Annotated in this window: 17 protein-coding genes and 1 pseudogene; 10 read left to right on the top strand and 8 right to left on the bottom strand. The window is 69.3% G+C overall.

Going from position 1 to position 26,991, the window contains the following annotated elements:
• Positions 1–13: 13 nt before the first annotated feature.
• Complete coding sequence (locus QFZ58_RS31465) at positions 14–250, top strand: transposase (protein WP_307128255.1); 237 nt, start codon at positions 14–16, stop codon at positions 248–250.
• Between the two features lie 288 nt (positions 251–538).
• On the opposite strand, the gene QFZ58_RS31460 is transcribed toward QFZ58_RS31465, so the two are convergent.
• Entirely contained in the window at positions 539–1,216 is a 678-nt protein-coding gene (locus QFZ58_RS31460) for an SLATT domain-containing protein (RefSeq protein ID WP_307128254.1), read from the bottom strand.
• Positions 1,217–1,640: 424 nt separating this feature from the next.
• On the opposite strand from QFZ58_RS31460, the gene QFZ58_RS31455 reads away from it, so the two are divergent.
• Positions 1,641–3,041: an endonuclease NucS domain-containing protein gene (locus QFZ58_RS31455; RefSeq protein WP_307128253.1), complete on the top strand. Its 1,401-nt coding sequence runs from the start codon at positions 1,641–1,643 to the stop codon at positions 3,039–3,041.
• A 199-nt stretch (positions 3,042–3,240) separates the two neighbouring features.
• On the opposite strand, the gene QFZ58_RS31450 is transcribed toward QFZ58_RS31455, so the two are convergent.
• Complete coding sequence (locus tag QFZ58_RS31450) at positions 3,241–5,307, bottom strand: hypothetical protein (protein WP_307128252.1); 2,067 nt, start codon at positions 5,305–5,307, stop codon at positions 3,241–3,243.
• 205 nt (positions 5,308–5,512) lie between these two features.
• Here QFZ58_RS31450 and QFZ58_RS31445 point away from each other — a divergent pair.
• Positions 5,513–6,699, top strand: a pseudogene (locus tag QFZ58_RS31445) (dihydrofolate reductase family protein).
• A 1,286-nt stretch (positions 6,700–7,985) separates the two neighbouring features.
• On the opposite strand, the gene QFZ58_RS31440 reads toward QFZ58_RS31445, so the two are convergent.
• Complete coding sequence (locus tag QFZ58_RS31440; protein WP_307128251.1) at positions 7,986–9,530, bottom strand: recombinase family protein; 1,545 nt, start codon at positions 9,528–9,530, stop codon at positions 7,986–7,988.
• Between the two features lie 67 nt (positions 9,531–9,597).
• Entirely contained in the window at positions 9,598–10,020 is a 423-nt protein-coding gene (locus tag QFZ58_RS31435) for a secondary thiamine-phosphate synthase enzyme YjbQ (protein ID WP_307128250.1), read from the bottom strand.
• Positions 10,021–10,108: 88 nt separating this feature from the next.
• Here QFZ58_RS31435 and QFZ58_RS31430 point away from each other — a divergent pair, with 88 nt between their 5' ends.
• A complete protein-coding gene (locus QFZ58_RS31430) occupies positions 10,109–11,170 on the top strand; it encodes an NAD(P)-binding domain-containing protein (protein WP_307129059.1) in 1,062 nt (353 codons plus the stop codon).
• Between the two features lie 322 nt (positions 11,171–11,492).
• Here the strand turns inward: QFZ58_RS31430 and QFZ58_RS31425 are convergent, their stop codons facing one another.
• Together QFZ58_RS31425 and QFZ58_RS31420 are read right to left on the bottom strand one after the other, a co-directional pair.
• Positions 11,493–12,134 carry a hypothetical protein gene (locus QFZ58_RS31425; protein ID WP_307128249.1) on the bottom strand — a complete coding sequence of 214 codons (642 nt, stop codon included), beginning with the start codon at positions 12,132–12,134 and terminating at the stop codon, positions 11,493–11,495.
• A 72-nt stretch (positions 12,135–12,206) separates the two neighbouring features.
• Positions 12,207–14,012: an ABC transporter ATP-binding protein gene (locus QFZ58_RS31420; RefSeq protein ID WP_307128248.1), complete on the bottom strand. Its 1,806-nt coding sequence runs from the start codon at positions 14,010–14,012 to the stop codon at positions 12,207–12,209.
• 128 nt (positions 14,013–14,140) lie between these two features.
• On the opposite strand from QFZ58_RS31420, the gene QFZ58_RS31415 reads away from it, so the two are divergent.
• The 5 genes from QFZ58_RS31415 to QFZ58_RS31395 all read left to right on the top strand — a co-directional run bounded on the left by QFZ58_RS31415 (position 14,141) and on the right by QFZ58_RS31395 (position 21,859).
• Positions 14,141–14,584 (top strand): MarR family winged helix-turn-helix transcriptional regulator, encoded by a 444-nt coding sequence (locus QFZ58_RS31415; RefSeq protein WP_307128247.1) that lies wholly within the window; start codon positions 14,141–14,143, stop codon positions 14,582–14,584.
• A gap of 285 nt (positions 14,585–14,869) precedes the next feature.
• Complete coding sequence (locus tag QFZ58_RS31410; RefSeq protein ID WP_307128246.1) at positions 14,870–16,294, top strand: Gfo/Idh/MocA family protein; 1,425 nt, start codon at positions 14,870–14,872, stop codon at positions 16,292–16,294.
• A 254-nt stretch (positions 16,295–16,548) separates the two neighbouring features.
• Positions 16,549–18,549, top strand: coding sequence for an ABC transporter ATP-binding protein (locus QFZ58_RS31405; RefSeq protein WP_307128245.1), 2,001 nt, complete (start codon positions 16,549–16,551; stop codon positions 18,547–18,549).
• A complete protein-coding gene (locus QFZ58_RS31400) occupies positions 18,546–20,327 on the top strand; it encodes an ABC transporter ATP-binding protein (RefSeq protein ID WP_307128244.1) in 1,782 nt (593 codons plus the stop codon). The genes QFZ58_RS31405 and QFZ58_RS31400 overlap by 4 nt, the downstream gene beginning before the upstream one ends.
• Positions 20,328–20,497: 170 nt before the next feature.
• Positions 20,498–21,859, top strand: coding sequence for an NAD(P)/FAD-dependent oxidoreductase (locus QFZ58_RS31395; protein WP_307128243.1), 1,362 nt, complete (start codon positions 20,498–20,500; stop codon positions 21,857–21,859).
• Between the two features lie 45 nt (positions 21,860–21,904).
• On the opposite strand, the gene QFZ58_RS31390 is transcribed toward QFZ58_RS31395, so the two are convergent.
• A complete protein-coding gene (locus QFZ58_RS31390) occupies positions 21,905–23,440 on the bottom strand; it encodes an ATP-dependent DNA ligase (RefSeq protein WP_307128242.1) in 1,536 nt (511 codons plus the stop codon).
• Between the two features lie 72 nt (positions 23,441–23,512).
• On the bottom strand, positions 23,513–24,304 hold the full coding sequence (locus tag QFZ58_RS31385; protein ID WP_307128241.1) for a metal-dependent hydrolase: 792 nt from the start codon (positions 24,302–24,304) through the stop codon (positions 23,513–23,515).
• A 154-nt stretch (positions 24,305–24,458) separates the two neighbouring features.
• Here QFZ58_RS31385 and QFZ58_RS31380 point away from each other — a divergent pair, with 154 nt between their 5' ends.
• Positions 24,459–26,972, top strand: coding sequence for an RNA helicase (locus QFZ58_RS31380; protein ID WP_307128239.1), 2,514 nt, complete (start codon positions 24,459–24,461; stop codon positions 26,970–26,972).
• Positions 26,973–26,991 lie beyond the last annotated feature (19 nt).

Genomic DNA, 26,991 nt, shown 5'->3' with positions numbered 1-26,991 from the left:
GAAGGATGTTGCAGTGCCCAAGCCGTATCCCAAGGAGTTCCGCGAGGACGTCTTGCGGGTCGCGCGTAACCGTGAGCCCGGCGTCACGCTGGAACAGATCGCCGCCGACTTCGGCGTCCACCCGATCACCCTGTCGAAGTGGCTGCGCCGCGCCGACACCGACCAGGACGCCGGGCCCGCACCGTGTCGGGCGAGTCGGCCGAGCTGCGCGAGGCCCGCAAGGCATCCGGCTCCTGGAGCAGGAGAATGAGGTCCTGCGCAGGGCTGGGGCGTACCTGTCGCAGGCGAACCTGCCGTCAAAATGATGTACCCCCCGCGTTGCGCCGCACCACCATCCAGTTCGCGCTCGTGGACCGAGAGCTGGCCCACCAGGCCCTCCAGTGCCTCTCCGGCCTGGCTCACCTCGCGCTCGCCAGCCCTCTCAGCTCCGCTGAGGAGCGCATCGTTTCAGAGGCACGGTCTCTGCCCGCACACCGGACATGATGAGGTATCACGCCTACGGAAGCCGGGCGCACTCGGCTGCCGTAGGCGCAAGATCTCAGATGTGGGGACGGCCCGAAGACCGTCGGCCGCTGCGCACAGCGCGATGCTGGCAGCCTGTCCGCCAACCGCGTAGAAGAGATCCGACGTCCCGGTAAGCCGAAGTGCCGGGTATGCCCCGGGGGAAATCGGAAACGAAGCGCGTGCCGATACTGGCGTTCGCGTACGAGCCTGTCGGCGACCTGCCCTTCGGGACGGTCGGTATCGCGCTCGACCACGCGGCCGGGGCGCGCGCGGCCTGCTGCAGCTCGTCCCGCCGCTCCCGGCCCTCCGCGTTGGAGAGGGTGCCGGACATCAGGCCGACAATGAGGGAAGTGTAGAACTCTCGGACGTCCCACAGCCGAGAGGCGATGCCGCGGTGGGCCTCGGACTCCTCCTCGAACTTGAAGGTCTTCGTCCCAAGGCTCATCCAGCTGACCAGGAGCGCGATAGAAGAGGTCACGAGGCTCGTGAACACTGCGTTGCCGAGCAGGCCGACCACCGCCGCCAAGAAGGTGCCCGTGCTGATCGCGGTGAGAGCAATGAGGACACCCTGCTGCCACCGGTGCTTAGTGAAGCAGATGTCCGCTTGCTTCTCATGGGTCTTGTGGCTGAAGACCACGCGCCCGAAGGCCTCTCGCATCTGCGCCAGAAGGTACGGGTCGCGGTCAGGCACCGCGTCGCTCTCGGGTGTCAATTCGTTCTCTACTCGGACGAGGACTGCTGGACATGCGCCTGAAAGTGAGTTGCACATCTTCTGAGTATGGCGGCGACCACCGACACTCCAACCGACTTGAGCTACCTCCCGTTCAGACCGCGCTCGATCCTGCCTGCCCTGGCCCTCCCCTGCTTCAGCAGGTTGAGGAAAGCGGGGACAAGATGCCGCAGAGCCGCCGCTCAGGTCAGCGCCCCTACGTCGCTTCTCACAGGCCGCCCTTGCGGATAATCCTCTCCGCAATACGGCGTCGCCGTGAATGCCCTGGAAAGAGCAAGCCAATCTCGGAATCGATTCCAGAAGGTGCCGAGGCCGATCTGGTGCCCGGCAAGCAGGACTGTATGAGGAGCGATCCGGCCCACGTAAGCTCTGAACGTCGAGCTGCCGGTTGCACCAGGAGGCCATCGTGGATCACCTCTTCACCGTCATGGGCGAGGCGGCCACACCGATCGCGCGCACCGGGTTGGCTGCGGAAGGCCTCCTTGAGAGGCAGCACTTGCAGGAGTGGGTGATCGCGCACCCGCAGCTGCTCGGGGAGTCGGTGCTCGTCGTTACAGCGGAGTACGACCGGTGGGCCGACACGGACGGCGTGCCGGCGCGCGACCGGCTGGACGTCCTGGGACTGGACGCAACAGGGCGCCTCGTCGTGGTCGAGCTGAAGCGCGGAACGGCTGATCGGGACGTGCACCTCCAGGCGATCACCTACGCCGCCCTGGTGTCCCGGTTCGACCTCAGCACCCTGGCCCAGGCGCACCGCGGCTTCCTGTCGCGCAGGGGGCAGGACCTCGACTTCGATGCATGCAGGCAGCGCCTGCTCGATCATGTGGACGGGGAGTGGAGCCCGGAGCTGCTCCAGCGCCCCCGACAGGTGATCATCGCCGCTGACTTCCCCAAGCAGGTCACCCACTCCGTGGTCTGGCTGTCGGAAATGAGCCTCGACATCGACCTCATCCAGGTGGGGCTGTGGAAGGTGGAGGGACACGTCGTCGCCGGCTTCACCAAGGTCTATCCGACCCCGGAGGTAGAGGAATTCACGCTCGCACCTGCCCGAGTTGAAGGCGAGGCGGCAGCCAAGAAGCTGCAGGAACGCGCACGCTCACGCAACGCCGTCCACGTACTCGTCGGTGCGGGCCTGCTGCCCGAAGGCACCAAACTGCTCATGACACCGCGCCATGGCACAACCGAAGCCATCCGTAATGCCATCAACGCCTGGGTAGACGAGGACAGCAGCAGAGCAACCGCCATCTGGACCAACAACACTGCCCAGCCGCTGATCTGGGAAGCCGACGGCGCGTCCTACTCCCCCACCGGACTGGCCAACCACATCTTCACGAGCGTGACGAGCCGCACCCCCGACGGCATACAGGGCACAACATGGTGGGACGTCGACACCAGTCAGGTCCCCAGCGATGTCGACAGCGAAGAATGGGCCACCCTGGCAGGACTCAACCTCTCAGGGCTGGCCAAGCAACTCAACGGCACCCGCAAAGACTGGACGGAGCTGCACACCCTGCTGGGCGCAGTCCCTGCCGGACGATGGACCACCTACGGTGACGTGGCAGCAGTGATAGGCAGCCACGCCGTTCCGGTCGGAAGACACCTGAGTACCTGCGGCCAATGTCCCAGCCCCTGGCGTGTCTTGAATGCAGCAGGACGCGTCAGCAACGGCTTCCAGTGGGCGGACCAAACCCGAACGGACACCCCCGCAGAAATCCTCGGAACCGAAGGCGTCCGCTTCAACGGGGCTGTCGCCGATGCGGACAAGCGCCTCGGCACGGACGCTCTCCGGCAACTACTCGACACCTGAGAAGCGACCGCCTCTGGGAAGCACCGCGCGTACGACACGACACCGAACGGGTAAGTCATAAAGCGCTTAGCGCATGCTCCGCAGTTGTCTAAGTTGGTGACCCTCGACTCCACCAAACTCCGTTAAGACAACTTTCAGCGTACCCGTCGATCCACCCCTCATAGGTGCGCTCGCTGCCCGATGCAGGGATGGGCGACGCCTAACCGGATGGCCATGGCAGGTCGACGTGGCGTGCCCGGAGCACGTCGCGAATCGGCTGGAGAGCCCGAAGTGCCAAGGTTCCAGGCTTTGTGCTCACATCACGTTCCACTTGAGCGAGCTGTCGCTCGAAGTACCTGAGTATGTTGCTGCCGACCTCAAACCCGAGCACCTTGGCCGTGCACTGGATGGCACGTCGAACGTGCTCCACGCGCAAGAGCAGGTTCGACATCGCTACAGAGTCGGAAACCTTCAGACGTTCTGTGAGCAGATCCGCTTCGCCTAGCACCTGCGCTGCTCCAACCTCGATAACACTGTAGGCAGCCAAAGCTGGTGCAATTTCAGCATTTAGGAGCACATTCATCATCAGAGGCAGAACGTCATCCGGCAAGAGCATCTTCCCTGCTTCGCCGGCCTGCCCAAGGACCGCTTCGACCCAGGCACGATCGACCAACAGCGGTAGCGTTCCGCCTTCCTCTCTAATTTCCCAGCGGGCCACTTCCGACGCATGAGGTGCGGCAGCCGCCACGGCGCCGAGAAGGTCGAGGATGTTTCGAGATGTGACGTTACGGACCGTCAAAGTCAGCTTGCCGGGGGCTCTCCGCAACTTCAGCAGGTGCACTCCCGTGGAGCCAACGGCGTCACAAATGAGCAGGTTGCGGGTGCTCTCTGGAACGGCGCCCCGGGCGAACGGATCGTTGAGCGTAGCGACCGCAAGGGCTACTTCGACCCCATGGTCAAAAGCCCTGCACACAGCCTGCGACCACTCCGCGGCCGTCAGGATATCTTCCCAATCTACCGGCTCACCTGCAAGCAAAGCCGTACCTCGTTCCGCATCCCATGAGACCTCGCAATGGCCTATCGGGTTCCGCCATGCGGTCTTGATCGACGAGGCTAGGGCGACACATATCGGCTGCTGCGGATGTCTGCGCAGCAGATCGAGTAGCGGCCCGAGGGTCAGGTATCGGTCAGGAGCCACGGCAGCGGGGCGTGACGCGACCTCCGTGGGCGGCAGGAGGTTCATCAGTGCCAGCGTTACTCGCGCGGTGCGGCGTACATCGCCTTCCATCGCGTAACGGTACGCATTAGTGACGGAGTCCAATCGGTACTCGTCGTTCTGTGAAGCAGAGATTTCTTCATAAGCTTTTGATACTCCCGCGAATGCCATTCGAAGTTCGGGTTCTGCTTCCCAATAGGACTGCAAGACCTGAAGGCAGCCGGCCTCGTCGGACTTGAGTGCTTCGACGACCAGGTCGCGAGTTTCGATGGCAACCCGGTGAGCTTCCAGCGGGAATGCATTCGTGCTCAAGTGGACCAGATGTCGGCGTAGGGACGGGGTCAGTGTCGTCGAGCTATTGATGAGATGCGCCGACTGCCTGCGTAGACGCTGGTCGAGTTCCTCTTGGGCGCTGCTCCAGGCTGCAGTGAGCCTGGCAGTGAATGTGAGACCGTCCCCCTCTGCCAGCTCGGCTGTCGACAGCCCCACCCAACGTTCGTAGACGAGTCCTGTGCTGGTCACCGAGGAGCACGAAGCATTCAGCAACGCCGCGCTCCTCTCGTCCGCCACAATTCTGTGCAGACGAGCCGTCTCCCAAAGTCCTGCGTCCCACTGGTTGATCGCACAGCCCAGCACTGCTGCTCCAAAGCGCCTGGCGCTGTCGACCAGTTGCTCAGCAAGGGCAAGCTCCCCGAGCTGATCATCCGGAGGCAGGAATCTGGTCATCTCGCCGAGCGTCGCATGCATGCTTGCCCAGAGTTCACACATCTCGTCGGCCCACCCGGGCAGCCTTCTCCCGACAGACTTCGACGCGCGGTCACGGCACGAAACCACCCGCTGCGTTGCATCACGCAGCCAAGTCCATTGTTGCGGAAGCCCTGCTTCGAAAAGTACCGACCTCCACTGCTCCACTGTGAGCGGAACCCAACCACTGTCACCCGGGCTGCCACGGTTCGACTGACGCTCAGCCTCAAACCTAGCCAGCCGCGATGGCAGAACACTTTGCAGTACCCTGCCCAACTCAGATTTTGTAATGGTGAGTTGATCGGGGAAGCCTTCGGCCTGTTCCATTCACGGATGGTTACACACTGCTCCCGAGGTCGTCACTGGAATTCGCCTGAAACGGCCTCGTACGATCGGCGCTGGGCGTCGGGAAAGAGCACGGCCGTGCTCGTGCAGCACGCGGCGAGGACGGTGTCGCCGAGTTTCGCGCCTCACTCGACCGCATCGTTCTGCATCCCGCCTGAGTCACCCCCGCACACCGCTTGGAGATACCGTGCCCCGCCCGTACGTCCTGTTGTCCGCAGCTGTATCGATCGACGGTCACCTCGACACCCGCCCGGGCGAGGACCGGCTCCTGCTCTCCAACAGGGAGGACTTCGAACGCGTCGACTCCGTACGAGCCAGTGTCGACGCGATCCTTGTCGGCGCCGGCACACTCCGCGCCGACAACCCCCGCCTCCTCGTCAACTCGGCGGAACGCAGGGCGTCCCGGGTCGCCTCCGGTGAGCCGGAGTACCCGCTGAAGGTCACCATCACCAGAACGGGCGACCTCGACCCCGGCTGGAAGTTCTGGCACCACGGAGGCGACAAGCTCGTCCTGGCCGTGGGCCACGAGGCCACCGCGAAAGTTCGCGCCAACCTCGGCGACCTGGCTAACGTTCAGAGCGTCCCCGCTGAGGCCGTATGGCCGGCCGCGCTCGACATCCTCGGCGACGAGTACGCCGTCAGGCGGCTCATGGTCGAGGGTGGCGGAACCGTTCACACGCAGCTCCTCGAAGCAGCTCTAGCCGACGAGCTCCAACTCGTCATCGCCCCGCTCCTGGTCGGTCAGCCGGATGCAGTGCGCATGCTCGGCCCAGCGAGCTATCCCGGCGGGCCCGCCGCCCGCCTCCGACTTCTCGAGACCCGCCAGATCGGCGACGTGGTACTCCTGAGGTACGCCCCCAAGGACACCTCAACGGAGCCCCGATGAGCACCACCCCTTCAGCCGGCGCCCCCGGCACCGGCCGCGAGCCCAACACCGCAGACCGCAACTGGCTCGCCCTCGCCTGTGAGCTGGCCGCCCTCTGCCCGCCTTCGGAGACCGCTTTCAGCGTGGGGGCGGTCATCGTCGCGGCCGACGGGACCGAACTCGCCCGCGGCTACTCCCGCGAGAGCGACCCCCACGACCACGCAGAGGAAGGAGCCCTCGCCAAGCTCCCCGCCGAGGACGCCCGGCTCGCCACCGCCACGATCTACAGCTCTCTTGAGCCCTGCGCCAGGCGGGCATCCCGGCCTCGCCCCTGCGCTCAGCTCATCCGCGACGTGGGCCTCCGCCGCGTCGTCACCGCGTGGAGCGAACCCGATACGTTCGTCGTCGGCGCCGATGGCACCGAAACCCTCGAAGAAGCCGGCGTCGCAGTTCTTGCACTGCCTGAGTACGCAAACGCTGCCCAAGCGCCGAACCGGCACCTCCTCTGATCCTCGGATTCTCGCCCGAGTTCATCAGCTCCAGGACCGCCGCCCGCTCCTCGGGCGTGGGGGCCGAGGGCTGGACCTGCGGCTTCCTGGACTCCCGCTCGGGCAGGGACCGCAGCCGGCGGTAGTGGGCGGCCCGGGAACGGCCGGTCAGTCGGCAGACCGCCGTGATACCGAGCTCGCCCTGGACGCCGGTGAACGCGTCGTCGGCCACCGGGTCGGCGGCAGCGTTCTCGGCCGGCTGACCCTGTCGAATACGAGACCATCATGACCGCTCCGGCTCTCCAGGCCGCGTGACTGAACCTGTCACCCAACGCTGCATCAGACCCATCCGGGTCACGGCCGTGGTCGTGGACAGGAACCCTCTGAAGTCGGGCTGTGCGTTGCCTCATCGGGTCGGACGATTGTCACGCTTGGAGCAGAGGAAGCTCTACGCCTCTCCCCCACCCGACAAGTCCGCGAGGCTCGCGCTATGCGGCCAACCGCAATGGCACTGCCGGGTCTCCCCAGGAGAGGCGTCGCACTACTGGTTGAGCCAGAGCCACCTCAACGCCTGACCGCGTGCGGACATCCACTCGACGAAGTTGGACTCGTGCTTCCAATCCCCCCTCCCTCAAAGCACCACTACGAACAAGATCGCGAAGCTGAAGACTCAACGCCCAGGATGTCGACCGCATGAGAACAGGTCCGCTCTCCGGCACAGCCTGAAAGCTGAACAGGAGCGCCGCCTGCGGAGCCTTTCCTGGACTGATCCGCATGAAGGACTTTCGGCATACACCGCCGAAGTGGCATCCGCAGAGTCAGCCGTACTGCTCGCTCGATCGAGCCTCATCGCCACCTCGGCAAGGACATCGCTCGCCCGCTTCCTCCTCGACTCCTGCTCGGCCGATAAGCACGGCATCTGCGTCTGTGATGCGCACCGATACCTCGTCGACCAACAGAGTCCGTACCCACTCGCCTGATCCGACAGATCCGAGGCATCGCTCCGCCGGCAACGCCTTTGCGATCGCTCGGTCGATCTGCCGATCCCAGGACTTGATCAACCACTGCACACCGGAGGTCGTCTTCTCGACCTGCAGTTCCGCCACTGCCTTCTCACGCATCACCGCTCTGCAGCTTGCGTCACATCACTCACCTCGTCGCCGTGCATCACTCCCAAAGGATCCCGGAGAAGGTCGGCTTGGCCCGGCCGACATCGGCCTGTAAGGGGGCGCATCACTGCTCGGCCCCGGCAGCCCGACGCTGACGCCCCCGGGCAGCGCGCTCAGCGCCACCCGGGAGCCTCTTCCCTATAGCAGGGCCATCGGGTCCTGTTCGGGACCGTGCATGAAGCCGGGCACCCAGCGAACGGGAGCACTGGCCGGGAAGAGCGTCACCCGTACACCGAAGTCGATCAGGATCTCCTTTCGCGCCTGTACATCCGCAGCGCGGAACCAACGGTCGGCGACCGTCTCGCCGGTCGGCCGCCGGACCATGCCAGGCGCCCGCCTCGGCTCAGCCTCGAGAGCGGCCAACTCCCGTCCCAAAGCGGCGTATCGGTCCCGGAACCACACCGCGTCGTCCGGGGCGTCGTACAGCCCGGCGTCACGGTCGGCTCGCAGCCGTTCACGGCTGGCCCGGTTCTCCGCCACGCGCTCGGCGATGCCGTTGCCCGGGTCATACACCGTCTCGTAGATCACGCCGTCACCCAACTCTCGGAGGAACCACTCCTCGACGTAGGCGTCCAGAAGGTGAGCGTTGATGAGGGGTGCAGGTCGGCAGTGCTGCGCCTGAAGCCAGCCCTTGTTCCGCGCCGTACACGTGTAGCGCGGTGGGGCGCCCTGCGACGTCTGGGTGTAGAGCCGCGTATGGCACTGCCCGCACAGGGCGACCGTGGTCAACAGGTATTCGCGGTTGGAGCGGCGGGTCCAGGGAGCCTTCCGGGAGAGGATGGCGCTCCTGAGCGCCTCGTGTGTGGCCCGGTCCCACAGCCCCTCGCAGAGCCGTACGGGGTGACCGTCCCCCCTGCCGAGGACGGGCCTGTCGCGGTGCATCAGATACCCGAGGGTGGCTTCCGACAGAAGGATGTTCTTCAGGCTCTGCGGCGACCACGGTCGTCCACCTGCCGGCTTGCCGTACATCACGGCCAGGTGATCCGCGGGTGACGGTTCCCCGGCACGGTTGAGACGCGCGGCCTCGCTGCTGCAGGTGACGTTGTCCGGATCGGCAAGGATGCGGCGGGCGACGTTCCGCAGCACTTCCGACGCATGCGGGTGCAGTTCGACCTGATCGATCTTCCCTCCCATTACCTTCCGCACGTACTGGAAGCCGTACGACGGCTTGCCCTTCGGGCGGCTGGCGGCACGGGTCTTGACGGTGGCGTCACGGTTCCTGCGCTGGATCGCGCGCAGTTCCATCTGCGCGCCCCAGGCTTCCATGGTGAAACGGTTCTCGTCGGCGGGGTCGTCGAGGTTCCAGGCTCCGTCGTGCCCGTACGTGACGAGCATCTTCTTCTCGTCCCGCATCTTGTAGCCGGTGTTCAGGCAGTCGACGACGTTGCGACCGAGCCGGTCCACCGCTGCGGCGACCAAGCCGTCGTACGGGCCCTTCTCGTCACGGAGCCACGGGCCCAGGCTGGGACGGGTCACGGGATCGGTGGCGCCGGAGACCTCCCAGTCGTCCGCCCAGCCGATGATGTGGGCACCGACGGAGGCGGCGGCAGCGAGGACGTTCTCGCGCTGGCGCTCAGGCGAAGACGTCGCCAGCTTCACGCGCGACAGCCGCCGCACTCCGAGCAGGCACTTGCCGCATCCGTCGTAGGGTCGTTCGATCGCATTGAGGTCCGTACCGCGCATTTCTTCTCTCCGTTCGAGCGCGCATGGTACGGAGAATCGGCGGCACGACCCAGCTGAACGATCTTGGTCAGCCCAGGAAGCTCAGACGCACCTGACGGTTGTCTTTAGCCATGTTCGTGTCCACCAGGCACACCGACTGCCACGTCCCGAGCTCCAGCCGCCCCCCGATCACCGGCAGCGTGGCGTGCGGTGGCACGAGGGCGGGCAGGACGTGGTCGCGGCCGTGGCCCGGGCTGCCGTGGCGGTGGTGCCAGCGGTCGTCGGCGGGGAGCAGGGTCTGCAGGGCCGCGAGGAGGTCGTCGTCACTGCCGGCTCCGGTCTCCAGGACGGCGATACCGGCCGTGGCGTGGGGCACGAAGACGTTGAGCAGGCCGTCCCGGCCGTGAGCGGCGTCGGCGAGGAAGCGTTCGCACTCAGCCGTCAGGTCGGTGACCGTCTCGGTCCGTCCGGTGGTGATGTGCAGGACGTGGGTGGCAAAGGAATCGGGCATGGCCCCATTCTGACGCCGGTGGTACGGGTGCGCCGCCGGGAAGATCCAGGACCCGCCCAGAGTTGGTAGAAGGGTGAACGACTTTGGGGTGCGCGAGCTGGACGTGGTAGTGATCGGGGCAGGACAGGCCGGCCTGTCCGCCGCCTACCACCTGGGGCGCGCCGGTTTCGGGCCGGACCGGGACTTCGTCGTGTTCGATCACGCCCCCCGGCCGGGTGGCGCCTGGCAGTTCCGCTGGCCCTCCCTCACGTACGGCAAGGTGCACGGTATGCACTCCCTGCCCGGCATGGAGCTCGCGGGCGCCGACGACGGCCGGCCGTCGTCGGAGGTGATCGGCGCGTACTTCGACGCGTACGAGGAGCGCTTCGGCCTGCGGGTGCACCGGCCGGTCGAGGTGAGCGCCGTGCGCGAGGGTGAGGGCGGCCGGCTGCTTGTCGAGACGTCCGAGGGTAAGTACGCCACGCGTGCGCTGATCAACGCCACCGGCACGTGGGGCCGGCCCTTCTGGCCGCGTTATCCCGGCCAGGAGACCTTCCGGGGGCGGCAGTTGCACACCGCGAACTACCCGGGTCCCTCCGAGTTCGCCGGCCTGCGGGTGGTCGTGGTCGGTGGCGGCGCCTCGGGCACCCAGCACCTCATGGAGATCGCCGAGGTGGCCGCGGCCACGCACTGGGTGACGCGGCGGCCTCCGGTGTTCCGGGAGGGCCCCTTCGGCGAGGAACAGGGGCGGGCGGCCGTGGCCATGGTGGAGGAACGTGTGCGGCGCGGCCTCCCTCCGCAGAGCGTGGTGAGTGTGACCGGGCTGCCGCTGAACGATGCCGTCCGGCGCGCACGCGCCGAAGGAGTCCTCGATCGGCTCCCCATGTTCGACCGGATCACTCCGAGCGGAGTGGTCTGGGCCGACGGCCGTGCGGTCGAGGCCGATGTGATCCTGTGGGCCACCGGCTTCCGGGCCGCCGTCGATCACCTGGCACCCCTGCGGCTTCGGGAGCCGGGTGGCGGGATACGGGTCGAGGACACCCGGGCCGTGAGGGACGCGCGCGTGCATCTCGTCGGGTACGGGCCCTCCGCCAGCACGATCGGCGCCAACCGGGCCGGGCGGGCGGCGGTCCGTTCGGTCACGCGGTTGCTGGCCGGCGTGCCGGTCTGATGTCCGTCCGCCCGGCCACGCGGTTGCTGGCCGGCGTGCCGGTCTGATGTCCGTCCGCCCGGCCACGCGGTTGCTGGCCGGAGCGCCGGTCTGATGCCCGTCCGCCCGGCCACGCGGTTGCTGGCCGGAGCGCCGGTCTGATGCCCGTCCGCCCGGCCACGCGGTTGCTGGCCGGAGCGCCGGTCTGATGCCCGTCCGCCCGGCCACGCGGTTGCTGGCCGGAGCGCTCCGTCGGTGGGCGGGCTCGGCCGGCCACTTCTCCGCGTGGGCGTCGCCGCCCCGGCCTACGCGAGCGGCGGCGCTGCCGCGGGCGAGCTGCTCGTCACACCCCGGCGTCATGGGCAGCAGGGCCGGCGAAGGGCGCGCGTGCGGCGAACGCAGGTTTCAGGGTGACCATTTGGGCGAGCGCGTCGAGGGTACGGCGTACCCGGCTGAGCGGATGGTCGGGGAACTTCTCGTCCCACCGGGCATGGTCGGCTGCGTGGAAGGGAAGGCCACCCTGCACGTCCGGGGCGTACGGGTGCGGCCGGTAGTACCGGTCGGGGCCGACCTCGGCGAGGATCACGGCCTCCCGCCTGCCTGTCATCCCCCGCTCCGGGGCCTGGACCTCGACCACCGTGCTGCAGCCCGCACGCGGCACCGTGTAACTGCCGATGAACGCCTGTCCGGTGGTCCGCCGGGGCAGTGGCAGCTTGAGTATCTGCCGGAGGGCCGGCAGCTCGCCCAGCCTCTTCACCGACGCCTCGATCAGCCCGCCGCCCGCCTGCGCGGTCCGGTGGGTGAGTGTGCTGCGCAGTGCCGGACCGTCGTCCAGGCCCGTCGGAAGATCCGGGGGTAGGCCGAAGTAGTGCACCGACAGCACATCGCCGTCGTCGTTCACCCACGCGTCGTCCTGGCCGTTGCCGCTGCCGCCGTTGTCAGAGGGGCGGTGTCCGGGGAGTGGTACCCCGAGCAGTGCTCTCATGGGCGGCGATCATGCCGCACGGAGGGCCGCCTCCACAGCGGGGCTGCTCCCTCAGCGGGGCGGCCTGCCCCCTCAGGTGACCGTAGGGGCCAGGTGGCTGTCGCGGCGGATCAGCGCGGCGTAGCGGCCGTCCCGCTCGAGCAGTTCTTCGTGCGTCCCGCGCTCGGCAGCCCGGCCGTTGTCCAGGACGACGATCTGGTCCGCGTCCCGGACGGTCGACAGACGGTGGGCGATGGTGAGGGTGGTGCGGCCCTTGGAGAGCGCGTCGATCGCTTGCTGGACGGCGTGTTCCGTACGGGTGTCGAGGGCGCTGGTCGCCTCGTCGAGGATGAGCACGGGCGGGTCCCGGAGAATCGTGCGGGCGATCGCGAGCCGCTGTTTCTCGCCGCCCGAGAAGCGGTAGCCGCGCTCGCCGACCAGGGTGTCGTAACCGTCGGGCAGGGAGGCGATGTGGTCGTGGATCTGAGCCGTGCGGGCCGCGGCCTCGATCTCCTCCGCGGTGGCGTCCGGCTTGGCGAAGCGGAGGTTCTCCGCGACCGAGGCGTGGAAGAGATACGTCTCCTGCGAGACGACGCCGACGGCCCGGGCGAGCGTGTCGAAGTCGAGGTCCCTCACGTCGACACCGTCGATCGCGACCCGGCCGCCCGTCACGTCGTAGAGCCGCGGTACCAGGTAGCTGAGGGTTGATTTGCCGGAACCGGTGGGGCCGACGACAGCCAGGCTCGTGCCGGCGGGCACGGTCACGTCGATGCCGCTCAGGGTCGGGCCGCTCTTCTCGTCGTAGCCGAAGGTGACGTCCTCGAAGGAGACCTCGCCGCGGATCTTCTCGAGCCGCACGGGCTTCTCGGGCTCCGTGATGTCTACCTCGAGGTCGAGATACTCGAAGATCCGCTGGAACAGGGCCAGGGACGTCTGCATCTGCACGCCGGTGGAGAGCAGGCTCACCGCGGGCCGGAAGAGCCCCTGCTGAAGGGAGACGAAGGCGACCAGGGTCCCGAGGGACACGGCAGTGGCACCCGACTGGAGCGTGAGTCCGGCGGCCCAGTAGATGACGGCGGGCATGGCGGCCATCACGATGCCGATCGTCGACATGCGCCAGCGTCCGGCCATGTTGGAGCGCACTTCGAGGTCGACGAGGCGCTCCGACTCCTCGGCGAATCCCCGGGTGAGCGAGTCCGAGCGGCCCATGGTGCGGCCGAGCAGGATGCCGCTGACCGACAGCGACTCGGTGACCGTCGCCGCCATGGCGGCCATCTGCTTCTGGCGCTGGGTGGTGATCTTCTTGCGCTCCCGGCCGACACGGCGGCTGATCCAGACGAAGGCCGGCAGCAGGAGCAGCGAGACGACCGTGAGGCGCCAGTCGAGCGCGAGCATGGCGACCACGGTGGCGATGACCGCGGTGAGGTTGGAGACCAGCGAGGTCGCGGTGGAGGTGACCGTCGCCTGCATACCGCCGATGTCGTTGGCGATGCGCGACTGGACCTCGCCCGTGCGGGTCCTGGTGAAGAAGGCGAGCGGCATCCGCTGCAACTGTGCGTAGACGGCGGTCCGCAGGTCGTGCATGACGCGCTGGCCGACCGTCGTGGAGATCAGGGTCTGCAGGACGCCGAAGACGCTGTTCGTCACGGCGGTGAGGATCATGCCGAGGGCGAGCAGCGTGAGCAGTCCCGTGCGCCCCTGGGGGATCGCGGTGTCCAGGATCTCGCGGAGCAGGAACGGGGAGGCGACCGACACCAGTGACGAGGCGCCGACCAGCAGCCCGACCACCGCGAGTCTGCCGCGGTACGGGTGGAAGAGGCGGAAGATGCGGCGGAGCTCGGCGGGCGGCTGCCCGGCGTCTCCGGCGGGGGGTGTCCACAGGGGTTCGTCGGGTTTCATGGGCTCCTTCGACAGCATGTGGCCGGCAGGCGCGGAACGGAGGCGTGCGGCGACGGGTGTGCAGATGTGAGAGCTTAGCTCATTGTTACCTCTACTCACAATGAACAAGGTCCTGATATTGTTCCCTCATGGACTCCCCCGACTCCGACGGCCTCCTCGCCGAGCAGCTGCTGAGACTGACGCGCCGCCTCCAGCGCATCCAGGGCCGGCAACTGGAGCCGATAGGCATCACACCGGCGCAGTTCCGTCTGCTGCGCACGGTCGCGCACTACGACGGGCCGCCCCGGATGGCCGACCTGGCCGCGCGGCTGGACGTCGTCCCGCGGGCGGTGACCACCCTGGTGGACGGCCTGGAGGCGAGCGGCCGGGTGCGCCGTGTCCCCGATCCGACCAACCGCCGGGTGGTCCGCATCGAGATGACCGATGCGGGCCGGACTGTGCTCCGCTCGCTGCGCGACGCGCGCAAGGCGGCAGCGGAAGAGATCCTGGCCCCCCTGACCACCGAACAGCGCGAGGTGCTGGGCGGTCTGATGACCGCTCTGGTCGACGGGATGCCTGAGCGCCGCTGCTGAGGCCGTCACCCCTGGCTCGGCGGGCCCTGTGGGCCGCAGGGCAGGCCGCCTGACTCCGTCGCCCCGGTGACGCCCCCGGGCCCTCCGCGGCCACGTCGAGGGGGCGTTTTCTGCGCCGCGGGAAAGCCATGGGAAAGTCCATGGTTTGGGCGCGAGAGTCCAATCGCGTCCCTTGCGGATCGGTGTTCCCGCCGTCCAGGGTCCTTGACGAGGTTCGGGAACCGTCACGCCCTTCCAGGTTCCGGACCGTACGCGCACCGTCGGATCCCCCTTTCTGGAGGCTCGATGAATGACGACGCTTCACAGGCCCAGGACCGGAACCAGGACCACGACCACGACCGGAACCAGGACCACCGGACCGCGAACGACGGCTCGCTGAGCCGTCGTTCGGTGCTTCGCACCACGGCCGGAGCAGCCGGCGTCGCCGGTGCCGGGCTCGGCCTCGGAACACTCGGCAGCGGTACGGCCTCGGCGGCGGACCGCCCTCCGGCCGGCGCCGGCTCCCCCGCGTCCACCCCCGCCCGCAGGGGCGCGACCATGGCCGGGGTGCCCTTCGGTCGGCGCTCCACCGTGCGGGTCGGCATCGTGGGGCTCGGCAACCGCGGCGGCAGCATGATCGACCTGTTCCTCGCCGTCACCGGCGTCCGGGTCGTCGCCGTCTGCGACCCCGTGCGGGCCAAGGCCGAGCGGGCGGCCGCGAAGGTGACAGCGGCGGGCAGGCCGGCCCCCGCCGTGTACACGAAGGGGGAGGACGACTACGAGAACCTCTGCAAGCGCGGGGACATCGACTTCGTCTACGTGGCGACGCCCTGGGACTTCCACTTCGAGATGGCGAAGACCGCCATGCTCAACGGCAAGCACGTCGGCGTCGAGTGTCCTGTCGCCCTGCGGCTCGACCAGCTCTGGGAGTTGGTCGATCTCTCGGAGCGGACCCGCCGGCACTGCATGCAGTTGGAGAACCTGCTGCACGGCGCGGGCGCGTACAACCATGATCTGCGCGGCCTGATGTTCGACCCCGACTACTACGAGGGCCCTTGGCGGCGGCTGTGGCACACCCGGCTGCGCGGCGATCTCTATCCCAACCACGGCTTCGGGCCGGTCGCCAACTACATGGACATCAACCGGGGTGACCGCGCGGTGAGCATCACCAGCGTCGGCTCCCCCTCGCTCGGTCTCGCCGAGTACCGCGAGAAGCACATGCCGGCCGGTGACCCGAGCTGGAAGGAGACGTACATCGAGAGCGACCGGACGATCAGTCTCGTCCAGACCGCCAAGGGCCGCGTGATCCGCCTCGAACACGACGTGTCGACGCCCCACCCGTACTCACGGATCAACAGTCTCGGCGGCACGAAGGGGGTCTTCGAGGACTACCCGGCGCGGATCTACCTCGAGCCCGATCACACGGACGACCAGTGGGGGGACTTCTCCGCCTACGCCGACTTCGACCACTGGCTGTGGAAGGAACACGCCGATCCGCCCGGTGGGCACGGGGGAATGGACTACATGCTGGTGTTCCGGCTGATGCAGTGCATGCGCCTCGGGCTCGCGCCCGACTTCGACGTGTACGACGCGGCCACCTGGACGGCGCCGGTGCCGCTGAGTCACCTCTCCGTCAAGGCCAAGGGCGCTCCGCAGCAGATACCGGACTTCACCCGTGGCGAGTGGGAGAAGTCCCGGCCGGGCATGGACTCCGAGCGGCCCGCGGAGTAGGGCGGACCGGGTCCTGGCTCCTCGCGGCCTCGCCCCGCGGACGAGTCCGCGGGGCGAGGCCGCGAGGCGAGGACAGGGGCCGAGGCCACACCCGCGCGGGGACCCGCACCGGTCACCCGGAGACGGTCTCCGCCGCTCCGGCGCGATTAATCGGTTGCCTCGGACGGGCGCGGGACGCGAACCTTGCACGGTTTGGTCCCCCATGTTCCACGCGGCCCGCCACGGGTCTCCGCCCTTCCGATCCTTGGGACGTCATGCAGATTCGCGATCTTCCGTACTCGGATCCCGGCGACCCCGATGTCCGTTCAGGCCCACGGTTTCTGTTCTGGCTCGGCCGCAGTCAGCTCACCGGCCAGCTCAAGTCCCTCTCCTGGGGGCTGCTGCACCAGTGTGCGATCGCCGGGCTGCCGCTCACCGTGGGGCTGGCGGTCCAGGCCGTCATCGACCGGTCCGGCAGGGGTCTCGCCCTGGCCGGGGCGCTCATCGTCCTCCTGGGCGTCCTCATCGCCGTGGCCGACACGATGCTCCACCGGACGGCGGTCACCAACTGGATCACCGCCGCGGCGCGCGTCCAGCAACTACTGGCCCGCAAGACGGCCGAGCTCGGCTCGGCACTGACGCGGCGGGTCGCGGCGGGCGAGGTCGTCGCCGTCTCCACGGGAGACGTGGAGAAGATCGGCTGGTTCGTCGAGGCACTGTCGCGCTTCGTGGCCGCCGCCACCGCGCTCGTCCTGATCTGCGTCGGGCTCGTCCTGTACCTGCCCTCGCTCGGCGTGCTGGTGGCCGTCGCCGTACCCGTCCTCGCACTGGCCGTCCTGCCACTGCTCCCCCGGGCCACCCAGCGGGCGGACCTGCAGCGCGAGAAGGCGGGCCGGGCCACCGAGTTGGCCTCCGACACGGTCGCCGGGCTGCGGGTGCTGCGCGGCATCGGGGGCGAGGAACTGTTCCTGGGCCGCTACCGGCGCGCCTCCCAGGAGGTCCGTGAGGCCGCCGTGCACAGCGCGCGGATGTGGGCGCTCATCTCCGCGATCCAGGTGCTGCTGCCCGGGGCTCTGCTGATCTCACTGGTCTGGTACGGGGCGACGCTGGCCGGCGACGGCCGGATCGACGTGGGTCAACTGGTCACCGTGTACAGCGCGGCGACGCTGATGCTCTTCCCCCTGCGGCACTTCGAGGAGATCGCCATGGCGTACTCCTTCTCCCGGCCGTCCGCCCAGCGCGCGGTCCGGGTGCTGTCGCTGCGGCGCAGCGCCCGGCCCTCGACGATGGACGCCATGGCGCCCGAGGGTGATCTCTACGACCCGGTGACCGGACTGATGGCGCCGCGGGGCCTGTTCACCGCCGTGGTCTGCGGTGATCCCGACGAGGCGGGCCGGCTCGCCGAGCGTCTCGGCGGGCACGCCGAGACCGGGAACACGTCACACAACGGGACCGGAGACGCGCAGCACGCCGCGACCGGAACCACGCGGCACGCCGGGACCGGGGAGACGCCGCGGGCCGGGACGGGAGAAGCGCAGCGAGCCGCGGAGACGTCCCACCCCGAGACCGGGGACACGGTCCACGGCGAGGCCGAGGACACGTCCCCGCCGGTCCCGTCGGTCCTGCTCGGCGGCGTGCCGCTGGATGAGCTGCCGCTCGAGTCCGCCCGGGCCGCGGTACTCGTCCAGGACAAGGATCAGGTACTGCTCTCCGGCACCTTGCGGGAGTTGCTCGACGTACCGTCCTCCGGGGCGGTCAGCGCCGAGGACGCGCTGACCGCCGCCCAGTGCGGTGACGTGCTGAGTGCGCTGGCCCAGGCGTCGCTCGACACGGAGGGCGATCCCATGCGCACCCGGATCACCGAACGCGGCCGGTCCCTGTCCGGGGGCCAGCGCCAGCGGCTCGCGCTGGCCCGTTCGCTGGTCACCGACCCGGAGGTGCTGGTCCTCGACGAGCCGACGTCCGCCGTCGACTCCCACACGGAGGCCCGGGTGGCCGCGGGCATCAAGCGGTTGCGTGAGGGCCGTACGACGGTGGCGTTCGCCTCGTCCCCGCTGTTGCTGGACTGCGCCGACCGTGTGGTGCTGGTGCACGGCGGCACGGTCGTGGCGGTCGGCTCCCACCGCGAACTGCTGGTGCAGGAGCCGCGCTACCGGGCGGTCGTCACCCGTGAGTCCGACGACGAGATCGCGGCACCCGCCGCATCCGAGGAGCTCGCCGGAATCGACACCCTGGGGTCGGTCGAGGCGATCGAGGAAATCGAGGAGAGGGCATGATCGGCGTCGCACCACCGGCGTACGACCCGGCCGCCCCGGAGTCGGCGACGACCCTGCCGGTCGGCGCACCGGCGACCGTACGGACGTACGTCCGCTCGTTGTTGCGGCGTCACCGGAGAGCGTTCGCGGCACTCGTCTGCGTCAACGCGATCGCGGTCACCGCGTCGATCACCGGGCCGTACCTGCTGGGCGGGCTGGTCGAGGACCTCTCGAACGGGGTGACCGACCTTCACCTGGAGCGGATGGCCGCCGTGTTCGCCCTGGCGTTGATCGTGCAGACCGTCTTCACGCGGACCATGCGGCTGCGCGGTGCGATGCTCGGCGAGGAGATGCTGGCCGATCTGCGCGAGGACTTCCTCGTGCGGGCGGTCGGGCTGCCGCCGGGTGTTCTCGAACGGGCCGGTACCGGAGACCTGCTCTCCAGGATCACTACGGACATCGACCGGCTGGCCAACGCGATGCGTGAGGCCGTGCCGCAGCTGGCGATCGGTGTGGTGTGGGTCGGGCTGCTGCTCGGTGCGCTCACGGTCACGGCCCCGCCCCTCGCCCTGGCGGTGCTGATCGCCCTGCCCGTGCTGATCACCGGCTGCCGCTGGTACTTCCGCCGGGCTCCGTCCGCCTACCGCTCCGAGGCCGCCGGTTACGCGTCGGTGGCGGCGATGCTGGCCGAGACCGTGGACGCGGGGCGGACCGTGGAGGCCCACCGGCTGGGAGCCCGCAGGATCGGGCTGTCGGACCGCAGGGTCGGGGAGTGGACGGCCTGGGAGCGGTACACCCTGTTCCTGCGCTCGGTGCTCTTCCCCGTCATCAACGCCACGTACGTGACGATTCTCGGCGCGGTACTGCTGCTCGGCGGCTGGTTCGTCATGGAGGGCCTGCTCACGGTCGGGCAGCTGACCACGGGCGCGCTGCTGGCGCAGATGATGATCGACCCCATCGGTCTCATCCTGCGCTGGTACGACGAGCTGCAGGTGGCCCAGGTGTCCCTGGCCAGGCTCGTCGGCGTGCGGGAGATCGAGCCGGACGCGGGTGACGACCTGGTCGGCCCGGACGGCCGGCAGGTGCGGGCGGACCACGTGCGCTTCGGTTACCGCGCCGGTGTGGACGTCCTGCACGAGGTGTCGCTGGACGTCGCCCCGGGTACGCGCCTCGCGCTGGTCGGCCCGTCCGGCGCGGGCAAGTCCACCCTGGGACGGCTGCTGGCCGGGATCTACGCCCCCCGTACGGGTGAGGTCACGCTGGGCGGGGCCGAACTGTCGCGGATGACGGCGGAGCGCGTCCGGGCGCACGTGGCCCTGGTCAACCAGGAGCACCACGTCTTCGTCGGGTCGCTCCGGGACAACCTGCTGCTGGCCCGCACGGGCGCCGAGGACGCGGAGCTGTGGGCGTCCCTCGCGGCGGTCGACGCGGACGGCTGGGCGGGGGCCCTGGAGGGCGGCCTGGACACCGAGGTCGGCTCGGGCGGCCTCGCTCTCACTCCGGCGCAGGCGCAGCAGATCGCCCTGGCCAGGCTGGTACTGGCGGATCCTCACACGCTGGTGCTCGACGAGGCCACGTCACTGCTCGACCCGCGGGCGGCCCGGCACCTGGAGCGCTCGCTGGCCCGGGTGCTGGACGGCCGTACGGTGATCGCGATCGCGCACCGGCTGCACACGGCGCACGACGCGGACGTGATCGCGGTCGTCGAGGACGGCAGGATCAGCGAGCTGGGCAGCCATGACGAGTTGGTGGCGGCCGACGGCGCGTACGCGGCACTCTGGCGGTCCTGGCACGGGTGAGCGCCTGCGCACCGGCTCCGGGCCATGTCACCCGCGGCCGGTGCGGGGCCGGGCCGCGCCCGCCGCACAAGAGGCGAACTCCGCCTCATCCGGTAAGGATGAGGAGTGACTGGCCCCGGATCCGGGGCAGGCGAGCGATGACCGCGTAAGCCCGAGAAGGGACGCAGACCGTGGCACGACCCAGGATTCTCGTTGTCGGCGCCGGCTTTGCCGGGATCGAGTGCGTGCGCCGGCTGGAACGCAGCCTCGCTCCCGGCGAGGCGGACATCACGCTCGTCACGCCGTTCTCGTACCAGCTCTACCTGCCCCTGCTTCCACAGGTGGCCTCCGGTGTGCTGACCCCGCAGTCGGTCGCCGTCTCCCTGCGCCGCAGCCGGCGCCACCGCACGCGCATCGTGCCGGGCGGGGCCATCGGGGTGGACACCAAGGCGAAGATCTGTGTCATCCGCAAGATCACCGACGAGATCGTGAACGAGCCGTACGACTACCTGGTGCTGGCTGCCGGAAGCGTCACCCGGACGTTCGACATCCCCGGCCTCGTGGACAACGCCCGGGGCATGAAGACGCTGGCCGAGGCCGCCTACATCCGCGACCACGTCATCTCCCAGCTCGACCTGGCCGACGCCAGTCACGACGAGGCCGAGCGTGCCTCACGGCTTCAGTTCGTCGTGGTGGGCGGCGGTTACGCGGGCACGGAGACGGCCGCGTGTCTGCAGCGGCTCACGGCCAGCGCCGTCCGGCACTACCCGCGGCTGGACCCGAAGCTGATCAAGTGGCACCTGATCGACATCGCGCCGAAACTCATGCCGGAGCTCGGCGACAAGCTCGGGCTCAGCGCCCTGGAGATCCTGCGCAAGCGCGGGATCGAGGTCTCGCTGGGGGTCTCGGTCGCCGAGGCGGGGCCCGAGAAGGTGACTTTCACGGACGGCCGGGTGCTGCCCTGCCGCACGCTGATCTGGACCGCCGGGGTCGCGGCCAGCCCGCTCGTCGCCACACTCGACGCCGAGACGGTACGCGGCCGGCTCGCGGTGACTCCCGAGATGACGCTGCCCGGAGCCGGCGGCGTGTTCGCGCTGGGCGACGCGGCGGCGGTACCGGACCTGGCCAAGGGCGACGGAGCCATCTGCCCGCCGACCGCGCAGCACGCCATGCGCCAGGGCCGTGCGCTCGCCGGCAATATCATCGCCTCCCTGCGGGGCACACCGCTGCGTCCCTACGTCCACAAGGATCTCGGTCTCGTCGTGGACCTCGGCGGCCGGGACGCCGTGTCCAAGCCCCTGGGCATCGAGCTGAAGGGCCTCCCCGCGCAGGCGGTGGCGCGCGGCTACCACTGGTCGGCGCTCCGGACCAACGTCGCCAAGACCAGGGTGCTGACCAACTGGATGCTGAACGCGATCGCCGGGGACGACTTCGTACGCACCGGTTTCCAGGCCCGCCAGCCCGCCACCCTGCGCGACTTCGAGTACACGGACGCCTATCTCACCGCGGAACAGATCCACGCGCACACCGCGTCGGCGGGTGGCCGCGGCTGAACCTGATGTCGGACCACGGTCCCTGCCGCCCGGCGGGGGCCGCCGTCATGTCTGCCGGGACAGCACGGTGTCGACCGTGTCCGCCTCCTGCGCCACCTTGTCCTCGCGGTAGCGCAGCACCCGGGCGAAGCGCAGGGTGACCCCCGCGGGGTAGCGGGTCGACGTCTGCAGCCCGTCGTAGGCGATCTCGACGACGAGTTCCGGACGGACGGTGACCACGTGCCCGTCGTCACCGGTGGACAGCTGCCGGAGCCGTTCGGTCTGCCAGGCGAGCATCGTGTCCGTCAGCCCCTTGAACGTCTTGCCGAGCATCACGAACGTACCGTCCTCCCGCCGCGCCCCCAGGTGCAGGTTGGACAGCTTCCCGGTGCGCCTTCCGTGGCCCCATTCGGCGGCCAGCACCACGAGGTCCAGGGTGTGCACGGGTTTCACCTTCAGCCAGGACGCGCCGCGCCGGCCCGCGCTGTAGGGAGCGGACTCCCCCTTGACCACCACGCCCTCGTGCCCCCGCGCCAGGGTCTCCTCGAAGAAGGCCACCGCGCTCTCGCACGCCGCAGCGTCCGCGGGGTCCGTCACGGCGACGCGCCGCACCCGCATGGCTTCGGGAACCAGCGCTGCCAGCTCCGCGTGCCGCTCGGCGAAGGGGAGGTCCAGGAGCTCACGTCCGTCCACGGAGAGTACGTCGAAGAAGACGGGGCTGACGGGGACCGCGGCCGCGACGGTGGCCACGTCGCGGCGGGAGCCCACCCGGGCGGCGGTCTCCTGGAAGGGGCGGGGCCTGCCGTCGTCCGCGAGCGCGAGGACCTCGCCGTCCAGGACGAAGCTGTCGGCCGGGAAGCCGACGGCCGCGGTGGCCAGTTCGGGCAGCCGGTCGGTGATGTCGTCGAGGGTGCGGGTGTAGACCCGTACCTTCGGCCCGTCCCGGTGCACCTGCACCCGGATGCCGTCCAGTTTCTCCTCCACGGCACAGGGCCCCAGCTTGCCGATCGCCTCGGTGACCGACCGTGCGGTGTGCGCCAGCATGGGCAGGACCGGCCGGCCGATGGTGAGCCGGAAGGCGGCGAGCGCCTCGGGGCCGTCCGCGAGCAGCGCCCGGGCGACGGCCTGGAGCGAGCCGCCGAGCATGACGGCCCGCCGTACGTCGGCGGGGAGCGCCCCGGTGGCTCCGGCCAGGGCGTCGACCGCGACGGCGTCCAGCGCTCCCTGGCGCACCTCGCCGGTGAGCAGGCCCCGCAGGAAGTGCTGTTCCTCGGCGGTGGCCGCGGCGAGGAGCCGCTGCACGCGCTCCTTGCGGGCGGCCTGCGAGCCGGGGCCGGTGAGCGCCCCGATCGCCGACAGTTCCGCGTCGGTCTGCGCCACGGTCAGCGAGGGTGTGTCCGCGGGCGCCACCGGATCGCCCAGGGCGCTCCACCCGATGCCGAGCCGCCCCTGCGGGAGGCGTCCGGCCAGGTACGGGATGACGACCGGGACGTCCTCGGGACCGGCCTCCCGGAAGAGTTCGGCCAGCAGGCCGGTCTTCCGGGTCCGCGCCGACGCCGCGGCGACCTCCAGGGACACGTGTGCGAGGCGGGCGAGCAGCATACGGTCATGGTGCTACACCGTCGCCGCTCACGGCAGCGGGCGCACCGTCCGGCGGGAAAAGCGTGCAGGCGGTCAGATGATGTTGAGGGCCGCGGCTCCGCCCACTCCCCCGAGCACCATGAACGCGGGCATCAGCACCTTGAGCTCCACCCAGCTGCCGGCCCGGAAGCGCATGACCTTCGGCGGACCTATGGGGTACCAGCGCTTGCGGCCCAGCGGTATCGGCCACAGGATCGGGCAGCCCGAGACGGTCAGCGCATCGCCGATGTCGTGGACAAGGGCGCCGAGCACGATGGGGAGCCCGAGCCAGAGGTACTCCTGGCCGGGCGCGTCGAAGAGCCAGTCCGAGCCGTTGCCCGGCTGGTCGAGCACTCCTGCGAGGATCCACGCGCTGGTGGCGCCCAGCAGCCACACGAGGACGTCGCTGGACACCCGTGCCGCCCGCCACAGCAGGCCCTCGACGGCGAGCACGAGGTGGACGAAGAGGATGCCCAGGACCGCCCAACGGCCGCCGAAGACGGCGGCGGCCGAGGCTCCGGCGCCGATCAGCACCGCCCAGAGCCAGGTGTGGGTGAGGGTGCGGTGGCCGCCGTTCCTGCGCGGGTCGCCGGGGCCCCGGGTCGCCTTGTAGACGGTGTACGAAAGCTTGTCGACTATCTCGCAGACGCCCTTGGAGACCGGTCCGAAGGCACGGGAGATGGTGGCCGACTTGTGGTCGAGGTCCGGGGCGAGTGCGGCGCCGGCGCAGATCAGTGCCCCCACGGCGAGGACGGGCCAGGGCATCGTGTGGCCCGCCGCCGCGGCCGCGGCGCCCACCCCCAGCCAGGCCGCCGCCCCTGACAATGAGTGTGCCGGTCCCATCATGGCTGTTCCGCCCCCGTCGTGATCCGGCCCTGTGCTCGGCCGGGCCGCCACTGCCCGGGCAGGGCGGCCGAGTTGAGTGGGCAGCGTATCGTCCGTGATCTTCGCGCCGTCCTCCGGTTCCCTCATCCGGACACGGGCCAGGCAAGATGGGGGTGTGACCCTTATCGATCAGCTGCCCCCGACCGCCGACCCGGACGCCCTCTTCGAGGCCTTCTCGTCATGGACCGAATCGCAGGGCATCACCCTCTATCCGGCTCAGGAGGAGGCACTGATCGAGGTGGTCTCCGGCGCGAACGTGATCCTTTCGACCCCCACCGGCTCCGGGAAGAGCCTGGTGGCGGCCGGCGCCCACTTCACCGCGCTGGCCCAGGACAAGGTGACGTTCTACACGGCCCCGATCAAGGCCCTGGTCTCGGAGAAGTTCTTCGACCTCTGCAAGCTCTTCGGTACGGAGAACGTCGGCATGCTGACCGGCGACGCCTCGGTCAACGCCGACGCCCCGGTCATCTGCTGCACCGCGGAGGTGCTCGCCTCCATCGCGCTGCGTGACGGCAAGTACGCCGACATCGGCCAGGTGGTGATGGACGAGTTCCACTTCTACGCGGAGCCGGACCGGGGCTGGGCCTGGCAGATCCCGCTGCTGGAGCTTCCGCAGGCACAGTTCGTGCTGATGTCGGCGACGCTCGGCGACGTCTCGATGTTCGAGCAGGACCTGACCCGCCGGACCGGGCGGCCGACCTCCGTGGTGCGTTCCGCGACGCGGCCGGTTCCGCTGAGCTACGAGTACCGGCTGACCCCGATCACGGAGACGCTCACCGAACTGCTGGACACCCGGCAGTCGCCCGTCTACATCGTGCACTTCACCCAGGCCGCGGCCGTCGAGCGCGCCCAGTCGCTGATGAGCATCAACATGTGCTCGAAGGAGGAGAAGGAGAAGATCGCCGACCTGATCGGCAACTTCCGCTTCACCACCAAGTTCGGCCAGAACCTGTCCCGTTATGTCCGCCACGGGATCGGAGTGCACCACGCGGGGATGCTCCCCAAGTACCGCCGCCTGGTCGAGAAGCTGGCGCAGGCGGGCCTGCTGAAGGTGATCTGCGGTACGGACACCCTGGGCGTCGGCGTCAACGTACCGATCCGCACCGTGCTCTTCACCGCTCTCACCAAGTACGACGGCACCCGGGTGCGTACGCTGCGCGCGCGGGAGTTCCACCAGATCGCCGGCCGCGCCGGCCGGGCCGGGTTCGACACCGCCGGCTTCGTCGTCGCACAGGCCCCCGAGCACGTCATCGAGAACGAGAAGGCCGTCAAGAAGGCGGGCGACGACCCCAAGAAGAAGCGCAAGGTGGTCCGCAAGAAGGCGCCCGAGGGCTTCATCGCCTGGTCGGAGACCACCTTCGACAAGCTGATCCAGTCCGATCCGGAGCCGCTGACCTCGCGCTTCCGGGTCACGCACACGATGCTGCTCTCGGTGATCGCCCGCCCGGGGAACGCCTTCGATGCGATGCGTCACCTGCTGGAGGACAACCACGAGCCCCGCAGGGCGCAGCTGCGGCACATCCGGCGGGCCATCGCCATCTACCGGTCGCTGCTCGACGGCGGTGTGGTGGAGCAGCTCGCCACGCCGGACGCCGAGGGCCGGATCGTACGGCTCACCGTCGATCTGCAGCAGGACTTCGCGCTCAACCAGCCGCTGTCCACCTTCGCCCTGGCCGCCTTCGACCTGCTGGACGCCGAATCCCCCTCGTACGCCCTGGACATGGTCTCCGTCGTCGAGTCGACGCTCGACGACCCGCGGCAGATCCTCGCCGCCCAGCAGAACAAGGCACGGGGCGAGGCCGTCGGGCAGATGAAGGCGGACGGAATCGAGTACGAGGAGCGGATGGAGCGGCTCCAGGAGGTCACGTACCCGAAGCCGCTGAGCGAGCTGCTCTGGCACGCGTACGACGTGTACCGCACGAGCCACCCGTGGGTGAGCGACCACCCGGTGTCGCCGAAGTCGGTGATCCGGGACATGTTCGAGCGGGCCATGACCTTCACGGAGTTCACGTCGAACTACGAGCTGGCCCGTACCGAGGGAATCGTGCTGCGCTATCTGGCGAGCGCGTACAAGGCACTCGAGCACACCATCCCGGACGACCTGAAGTCCGAGGACCTGGAGGACCTGATCGCCTGGCTCGGCGAGATGGTGCGTCAGGTGGACTCCAGTCTGCTGGACGAGTGGGAGCAGCTGGCCAACCCGGACGTGGAGACCGCCGAGCAGGCGCAGGAACGGGCCGACGAGGTCAAGCCGGTCACGGCCAACGCCCGCGCCTTCCGGGTCCTGGTGCGCAACGCGATGTTCCGCAGGGTGGAGCTGGCCGCACTGGACCGCGTCCGCGAACTGGGCGAGCTGGACGCCGATTCGGGCTGGGACGAGGACGCCTGGGGCGAGGCGATGGACGGCTACTGGGACGCGCACGACGACCTCGGTACCGGTCCGGACGCGCGTGGCCCGAAGCTGCTGAAGATCGACGAGGACCCGGAGCACGGTCTGTGGCGGGTGTGGCAGGCCTTCGCCGACCCGGCCGGCGACCACGACTGGGGCATTGGCGCGGAGGTCGATCTGGCGGCCTCCGACCAGGAGGGCCGGGCGGTCGTCCGGGTCACGGCCGTGGGTCAGCTGTGACCGGGCACCGATCAGGCGA

Source organism: Streptomyces sp. B1I3, from assembly GCF_030816615.1.
In the GTDB taxonomy this organism is placed as follows: Bacteria; Actinomycetota; Actinomycetes; order Streptomycetales; family Streptomycetaceae; genus Streptomyces.
This window is presented reverse-complemented; position numbering and strand designations above follow the sequence as displayed.

Bases quoted from the DNA above. Each gene is read 5' to 3' on its own strand.
- QFZ58_RS31435 (WP_307128250.1), bottom strand. From the start codon at position 10,020: ATGCCCGATTCCTTTGCCACCCACGTCCTGCACATCACCACCGGACGG.
- QFZ58_RS31405 (WP_307128245.1), top strand. From the start codon at position 16,549: ATGCAGATTCGCGATCTTCCGTACTCGGATCCCGGCGACCCCGATGTC.
- QFZ58_RS31420 (WP_307128248.1), bottom strand. From the start codon at position 14,012: ATGAAACCCGACGAACCCCTGTGGACACCCCCCGCCGGAGACGCCGGG.
- QFZ58_RS31385 (WP_307128241.1), bottom strand. From the start codon at position 24,304: ATGATGGGACCGGCACACTCATTGTCAGGGGCGGCGGCCTGGCTGGGG.
- QFZ58_RS31425 (WP_307128249.1), bottom strand. From the start codon at position 12,134: ATGAGAGCACTGCTCGGGGTACCACTCCCCGGACACCGCCCCTCTGAC.
- QFZ58_RS31415 (WP_307128247.1), top strand. From the start codon at position 14,141: ATGGACTCCCCCGACTCCGACGGCCTCCTCGCCGAGCAGCTGCTGAGA.
- QFZ58_RS31450 (WP_307128252.1), bottom strand. From the start codon at position 5,307: ATGGAACAGGCCGAAGGCTTCCCCGATCAACTCACCATTACAAAATCT.
- QFZ58_RS31400 (WP_307128244.1), top strand. From the start codon at position 18,546: ATGATCGGCGTCGCACCACCGGCGTACGACCCGGCCGCCCCGGAGTCG.
- QFZ58_RS31390 (WP_307128242.1), bottom strand. From the start codon at position 23,440: ATGCTGCTCGCCCGCCTCGCACACGTGTCCCTGGAGGTCGCCGCGGCG.
- QFZ58_RS31440 (WP_307128251.1), bottom strand. From the start codon at position 9,530: ATGCGCGGTACGGACCTCAATGCGATCGAACGACCCTACGACGGATGC.
- QFZ58_RS31410 (WP_307128246.1), top strand. From the start codon at position 14,870: ATGAATGACGACGCTTCACAGGCCCAGGACCGGAACCAGGACCACGAC.